Origin of the sequence: Rhodococcus ruber NBRC 15591 (genome assembly GCF_001894945.1) — a bacterium.
Classification (GTDB): domain Bacteria; phylum Actinomycetota; class Actinomycetes; order Mycobacteriales; family Mycobacteriaceae; genus Rhodococcus; species Rhodococcus ruber.
The window spans coordinates 1-6,727 of the sequence record NZ_BCXE01000051.1; the positions used below are offsets into that span (position 1 = coordinate 1).

Sequence of the window (6,727 nt, forward strand, 5' to 3'; positions counted from 1 at the left end):
CCAAGGTGCAACGCACGATGACGCGCCGGCGACCGGGCAGGGGACGCCCGGCGTCGAACGGCTATCGGCGGGCCAAGAAAAGTGCGGCGAAGATCCAGCAGAAGGCCGCGGCGCGGACCCGGCACGAGGCGCGGGTGTGGGCGCGGCGGGTGGTCGCCCAGCATGCGGTGATCGCGGGGGAGGATTTCCGGCCGCGGTTCCTGGCCAAGTCCACGATGGCGCGCAAGGCCGCGGACGCGGCGATCGCCGCGACCAAGCGAGAACTCGTCGAGCGGGGCAGGCGGGCCGGCCGGAAGGTGGTGCTGGTGCGGCCCGCGTACACGAGCATGACGTGTTCGGGGTGTTTCGCGAGAGCCAAGCAGCCCCTCGGACTCGCGGAACGGATCTTCCGGTGCCCGGCGTGCGGCTACAGCGGATGCCGGGACCGGAACGCTGCCGGAGTGGTTCTGGCTGTGGCGGAGCGCGGCCACACCGGTGTCGACGACGTCAGACAAGCGGATCACCTCCTCGGTGGTGCGGTTGCGGTCTGAGCCGGGAATCTCCAGCCTTCAGGCAGGAGAGGCGTTAAGCCACGGATTCTTCCGCCCCGCGGTCGCCGAGGGATTGGATACTTCGGACATCGAGGGCCGAGCCCGGGCCGTGCCACCGCGGCGCCTCCCCGGCGAGCAGGGCGGTGGGCGTCAGGGTGGAGATCCTGCGCGTCTCCCGGTTCAGGTGCGACTGGTCGCTGTAGCCGGCGGCCGCGGCGAGCTCGGCCAGGCCGCGCGCGGGTGCGGCGTCGGCCAGGGCCATGAACCGCTGCAGGCGCAGGATCGATCGCAACGTGGCCGGGCCGTACCCGAACGCCTCGTTGCAGCGGCGCTGCAGCTGACGTTCGGTGAGCGCGGCGGTCTCGGCGAGCGCGCCGACGCTCCACGAGTGTCCGGAGAGCGCCTGCCGGAGATGCCCGATCAGCGGGTCGGGGGCAAGGCCGTGCGCGAGCCAGCGCCGCACCGCGGATTGGAACACCTCGAGCCGTTCGGGGGCGGTCCGGGCGTTGTCGAGCCGGTCGGCGAGTGGTCGGGCCCCTGCCGAGCCGATCAGGTCGTCCAACCCGACGCGGGTATCGCGGAGTTGCGCGGCCGACGCGCGGAGGGCGAACGAGGCGAGACCGGGGCGGAACCGCACCCCGGCGGAGACGATGCCGGGCGGCAGGGTGAACGACCACGCGGACGTTTCCGGGCCGCACACGCGGATGCCGACGCCGGCGATCCACAGGACGTCGACGCATCCGTCCGGCACGAGGAGGTGACTCTGCCCGTCGGAGACCGCCGACCACACGCACACCACGTGCTCGGCGAGGTCCGCGCTGGGAGCGCTCGGCACATACCACCTCATGGCCCACGAGCGTAGGCGCCGGCACCGACAACCGCTGCCCGCGTGGGGAACCGGACTCCGCTACGGCCGGTACGGCAGGTGCCGCACCGCGAGGGTGAGCGCGACGGCGGCCGCGGTGGCGATCCACAGGGCGTGCAGTCCGAGCATCCGATGCGCCGCGGCGCCGCCGACGGCGCCGGTCACCAGTCCCAGCCACAGACCCAGGTACGGCAGCCAGGTCCAGCGGGGTCCGCCGAACATCGCGGCGGCGAGCCGCTGCCCGATCTTGACGAGCGCCCCGGTCATGTACGTCAGGGCCACGCTCACCTCACCGTCGCGCTGGAACACCGAGTTCTCCGCACCCATGGCGAGGGTCATCGCCACCACCGCGACGGGCGTCCAGCCCGCGGTGTGGGCGAGCGCCCCGAGCAGCAGGAGCGCGGAGACCGTGGCGAGCACGGCGGTCTTGCGGGCGCGACGGCTGCGGTCGGACAGTTGCGCGACCACCCCACCGAGGACGACGCCGACGAGGAACAGGCCGATGACCCCGGCGGTGAGCGCGGCCGGACCCCAGGTGCCCTCGGCCAGGCCGACGCTCAGCCGGGTGGAGTTCCCGCTCATGAACGACACGAACACGCCGCCGAGGGTGATGAACCCGAGGGCGTCGACGAACCCGGCGAGGCCCGACAGTGCGACGGCGAGGGCCGTGAGTTGTCTGCCGTATCCGACCACGGACGAATCGTAATCAATCCGTGCTGTTACCTCTGGTAACGAAAGGGATGTCCGGTGCGACCTCCCGGAGACACCCTTTCGTTCCCCCGCGGAGGGTGCTGCCGTGCCGCATCCCGCCCCCAGGAGTACCCAGCGTGTTCGCCTCACCGTCCCGCCAGTCCCCGCATCACCGCACACAGGGATGGAGCGCCGGACTCGCTGCGGCAGCCCTGCTGCTGACCGGATGCGCCACGGCGACCGACACCGGCACCCGGAACCACGCGCCCACCGTCGCCGCGACCCCGACGGTGACGACCACCCCCGCACCGGCCCCTGCGTCGCCGCCGACCCCCGTCCCTGCCGACGTGTCCGCCACGCCGGCGCTGGCCACGCTCGCGACCCTGCCGATCAAGGGCCGAGCACCCAAGACCGGCTACGACCGTGAGCTCTTCGGACCGGCGTGGAGCGACGACGTCGACGTCGACGGCGGCCACAACGGGTGCGACACCCGCAACGACATCCTGCGGCGCGACCTGGTCGACATCACCTACAAGACCGCCACCCGGGACTGCGTCGTCCTCTTCGGCACCCTCCACGACGCCTACACGGGCACGACCATCGACTTCCGTCGCGGCCAGGACACCTCCGCCGACGTGCAGATCGATCATGTCGTCGCACTGTCCGACGCGTGGCAGAAGGGCGCCCAGCAGCTCGACGAACAGACCCGCGCGAACTTCGCCAACGATCCGCGCAACCTGCAGGCCGTCGACGGTGCCGCCAACCAGCAGAAGGGCGACGGCGACGCCGCGACCTGGCTGCCCCCGAACCGGTCGTACCGGTGCACGTACGTCGCGCGCCAGATCGAGGTCAAGGCCCTCTACGGGTTGTGGGTGACCCAGGCCGAGCACGACGCGATGGTCCGTGTCCTCACCGGGTGCGGTGCCGCCGCCCCTGCCACGACCCCGGTCCCGGAACCCGCGCCTGCTACGACCCCGGTCCCGGAACCCGCGCCTGCCACGACCCCGGTCCCGGAACCCGTCCCGTCGGTAGCTCCGGAGCCGGCTCCGGCCGTGGTGTACCGCAACTGCGCCGAGGCGCGGGCCGCCGGCGCGGCGCCGCTGTACGCCGGTCAGCCCGGGTACAGCGAGAAGATGGACGGTGACGGCGACGGCGTCGCCTGCGAGTGAACTGTGGTGGACAGCCGCGCCTCGTTCAGTCGTACGCACCCGCAATTGCGGCAGCGGATGACTGTCGACCGCGCGACTGCGTGCCCGACGAACGACAACGGCCCGTGACCGGTGTTTCCACTGGTCACGGGCCGTTGCCGTGGCGGAGGATAGGGGATTTGAACCCCTGAGGGCGTTAACCCAACCCGCGTTCCAGGCGAGCGCCATAGGCCACTAGGCGAATCCTCCGTGGAGAAGCATACCGAATACGACCTGGTAGATGCCAAACGGGGAGGTCGCCGCAGGTTTCGGAGGGGTGCGGCGGGGTCGATTCACGGTCGCGGGCGATGTGTGTCTACACTGGCCGATGGATCCCGCGCGGCGCGCATCCTGTGAACTCCCCCAGGGCCGGAAGGCAGCAAGGGTCAACGGGCTCTGCCGGGTGCGCGGGGTCCCCTAGCTTCCGATGCCGATGCCCGTGCCGTTGGGCGCGGTGAAAGGTCCTTCCGCATGCCTACCCAAACCCAGATTGGGTTGATGAGCCATGAGGAACTCGTCGCAGAGCACGAGCGCCAGTCCCACAACTACGCGCGACTCGAAGCCGAGAAGCTGACGCTGGACCTGACTCGCGGCAAGCCCTCCCCCGAGCAGCTCGACCTCTCCGCGGAGTTGCTGTCGCTGCCCGGGGTCGACGACTACCGCGACGCGTCCGGCACCGACTGCCGCAACTACGGCGGCCTGCGCGGACTGCCCGAACTGCGCGCCATCTTCGGGGAGCTCCTGAACATCCCCACCGAGAACCTGATCGCCGGCAACAACGCAAGCCTCGAGATCATGCACGACCTGATCGTGGCGTCGCTGCTGCACGGCACGGTGGATTCGCCGCGCCCGTGGTCCCAGGAGCCCGTCGTCCGGTTCCTGTGCCCCGCGCCCGGCTACGACCGGCACTTCGCGATCACCGAGTCGTACGGGATCGAGATGATTCCGGTGCCCATGCGCGACGACGGACCGGACATGGCGAAGGTCGCCGCGCTCGTCGGCTCGGACCCGCAGATCAAGGGCATGTGGGCGGTCCCCACCTACTCGAATCCGACCGGTGTCGTGTTCTCCGAGCGCGTCGCCCGCGAACTGGCGTCGATGCCGACGGCCGCCCCGGACTTCCGGATCTTCTGGGACAACGCGTACGCCGTGCATCCCCTGGTCGAGGAACCGGCTCCCGCCCTGGACATCCTGGGCATGGCGGCCGAGGCCGGTCATCCGAACCGCGTGTTCGTCCTCGCCTCGACATCCAAGATCACCTTTGCGGGCGCCGGCGTCAGCTTCTTCGGCAGCTCGGCCGAGAACCTGGCGTGGTACGAGAAGTTCCTCGGTATCAAGACCATCGGCCCGGACAAGGTGAACCAGCTGCGTCACCTCCGCTTCTTCGGTGACGCCGACGGGGTGCGGGCACACATGGCCAAGCACCGCGAACTGCTCGCGCCGAAGTTCGCGCTCGTGCTGAAGATTCTCGAGGACCGGCTCGGGTCGTCGAAGGTGGCGTCCTGGACCGAGCCGAAGGGCGGCTACTTCATCAGCCTCGACGTGGTGGAGGGCACCGCCAAGCGGGTCATCTCCCTCGCGAAGAACGCAGGGATCGCGCTGACCGCGGCGGGCTCGGCGTTCCCGTACAAGAACGACCCCGACGACAAGAACATCCGGCTCGCTCCGAGCTTCCCGTCGCTGGACGAGCTCGCCACCGCCATGGACGGCGTCGCGACGTGTGTGCTCCTCGCGGCGACCGAGAAGGCCCTCGGGAAGTAGTCGGCGAGCAGTTCCGTCCCTCGGCCCGGTCGTCACACGACGGCCGGGGCCGAGCGTATCCCCCACCTGTGGACAACTCTGTGGACAAGCCGTGGACAACCGGTGGAGAACCGGCCGCCCGTCGTCACCGGCCGGACGTCCTCGGGATCACGTCGTCTCGAAGCAGCTGCTCCACGGCGTCGGCCTGCTCGAATGCGACCGCATGGGCAGCGTCGTCGAACGTGATCAGTCTCTTCTCCGGCGCGTCGAGCAGGGTGAACCATTCCAGGAGCAGTTCCCGGCGCCCGTCGAGTTCGGCCGCCCCGTCGAGGATGTACACCGGCACCTCGAGCCGGGTCGCATCCCGCCGGAAGTCGATGTCCTGGATCTGCGGATACATCACGGTGAAGGTGTCGATCAGCCCCCGCAGCACGTTCGCCTTGTCCATCAGCGAGTACTCGGTGCCGAGAATCCCGAAGCCGTCCAGGCCGCTCGCCTCGCCCCGCGCGCGATACCCCGCCGCCGGCTCGTACGGATCGTAGAGGTGGTCGTAGGCAGCGAGTATCTGCGCGTTCGCCCACGGGATGTCCGCATACGGCGGCTCCCCGATCTCCTGCAGGGTCGCCGCGAGGTCCGTGTCACCGGTCCGGGTCGCGTACTCCTGCAGATCGCGGTAGATCCGGCGGTCCGTCTCCCGGACGTTCACCATCTGTCCGCTGCCGAGGTACGCGGCGAACAGGTCGGGGCGCTGCTGCACGGTGCGGACACCGAGGATCGTGCCCCACGACTCACCCATGAGATAGATCCGGTCCTCGTCGAAGCGGTCCCGGAGATACTCGGCGACCTCGACGGTGTCGGCGACGACCCGCTCGAGGGTGGTCTCGTCGGTCGGGAACAGCGCGCCGTAGGATTTGCCGTTGCCGCGCTGGTCGTAGGTTGCGAACACGACGTCGTCCACCCACGGCTCCGCCAGGGCGCGTGCCAGCGCCATGTCGGACTGGCCGGGGCCGCCCGACAGGTACAGCAGCACAGGCCTCCCGGGATCCGCGGCGCGGATCATCAGCGCGTGGTCGTCGCCGCCCAGCGACACGGTCTCGAGAGCCGCCACTCCCACCGGCTGCCCGTCGGGCCCGAGCACAGAAGGTGTGGAGGCCGGCCGGACGACCAGGGCTGCCAGTACGAGCGTCAGCACGCCGAGGACCGAGGTGAGCACGAGTCCTCGACGGGGACCGGGTGGGGTCCCGGCGCGCCGTCGGGTGAGCACGACCCCGAGGCGGGCACCGACCAGCATCGGCAGCACCAGCAGGATCGCGTGCAGGCCTCGGCTCACCGTCAGTGCCAGCACGCCGTAGATCGAGTCGAGCCGCACGTCGTCGATCGTCGGTACCGACACGTCCAGCCGGACGATCTCCAGTGCAATGCCGTAGGTGAGGACGAGCGGAACCACCATCCAGGCCGAGCGCCCGGCCCAGCCGCCGACCGCACCGAGCAGCAGGCCGGACGTCATCACCGCAAGCGCGTGGACCGTCGTGACCGGCCCCACGGGGAGCGTCGCCGCGGTGACCGCGCCTGCCACGGCCGCCGTGACGAGCGCGAGCGCGATCCTCACGCCCGAACCGGCCTGGGCCATCCGCCCCCCTTCCGAGTGCGCGCCGGCCGCGCGGCCGAACACCGCACCACTACGGTCGAACCCGTGTCACATTCGGTCCGAGGGC

Annotated in this window: 6 protein-coding genes, 1 tRNA gene and 1 other RNA gene; 4 read left to right on the plus strand and 4 right to left on the minus strand. The window is 70.5% G+C overall.

Annotation, left to right across the window (positions count from 1 at the left end; genetic code table 11):
- The coding region (locus tag RR3_RS24390) for a zinc ribbon domain-containing protein (RefSeq protein ID WP_139278890.1) at positions 1 to 530 on the plus strand (530 nt) is incomplete at its 5' end.
- A gap of 34 nt (positions 531 to 564) precedes the next feature.
- On the opposite strand, the gene RR3_RS24395 is transcribed toward RR3_RS24390, so the two are convergent.
- Together RR3_RS24395 and RR3_RS24400 are read right to left on the minus strand one after the other, a co-directional pair.
- A complete protein-coding gene (locus RR3_RS24395; protein WP_172603542.1) occupies positions 565 to 1,377 on the minus strand; it encodes a helix-turn-helix domain-containing protein in 813 nt (270 codons plus the stop codon).
- A gap of 60 nt (positions 1,378 to 1,437) precedes the next feature.
- The gene (locus RR3_RS24400) at positions 1,438 to 2,088 is read right to left on the minus strand and encodes a YoaK family protein (RefSeq protein ID WP_010594887.1); all 651 of its coding nucleotides are present in this window, start codon (positions 2,086 to 2,088) and stop codon (positions 1,438 to 1,440) included.
- A gap of 134 nt (positions 2,089 to 2,222) precedes the next feature.
- On the opposite strand from RR3_RS24400, the gene RR3_RS24405 reads away from it, so the two are divergent.
- A complete protein-coding gene (locus tag RR3_RS24405; RefSeq protein WP_064065629.1) occupies positions 2,223 to 3,254 on the plus strand; it encodes a GmrSD restriction endonuclease domain-containing protein in 1,032 nt (343 codons plus the stop codon).
- 140 nt (positions 3,255 to 3,394) lie between these two features.
- Here RR3_RS24405 and RR3_RS24410 read toward each other — a convergent pair.
- Positions 3,395 to 3,482, minus strand: a tRNA-Ser gene (locus RR3_RS24410).
- A 117-nt stretch (positions 3,483 to 3,599) separates the two neighbouring features.
- Here RR3_RS24410 and ffs point away from each other — a divergent pair.
- Positions 3,600 to 3,694, plus strand: an RNA gene (ffs, locus tag RR3_RS24415) — signal recognition particle sRNA small type.
- A 49-nt stretch (positions 3,695 to 3,743) separates the two neighbouring features.
- Positions 3,744 to 5,033: an aspartate aminotransferase type Ic gene (locus tag RR3_RS24420; protein WP_026138147.1), complete on the plus strand. Its 1,290-nt coding sequence runs from the start codon at positions 3,744 to 3,746 to the stop codon at positions 5,031 to 5,033.
- 124 nt (positions 5,034 to 5,157) lie between these two features.
- Here the strand turns inward: RR3_RS24420 and RR3_RS24425 are convergent, their stop codons facing one another.
- Positions 5,158 to 6,642 carry an alpha/beta fold hydrolase gene (locus RR3_RS24425; protein ID WP_064065630.1) on the minus strand — a complete coding sequence of 495 codons (1,485 nt, stop codon included), beginning with the start codon at positions 6,640 to 6,642 and terminating at the stop codon, positions 5,158 to 5,160.
- Positions 6,643 to 6,727: the final 85 nt, after the last annotated feature.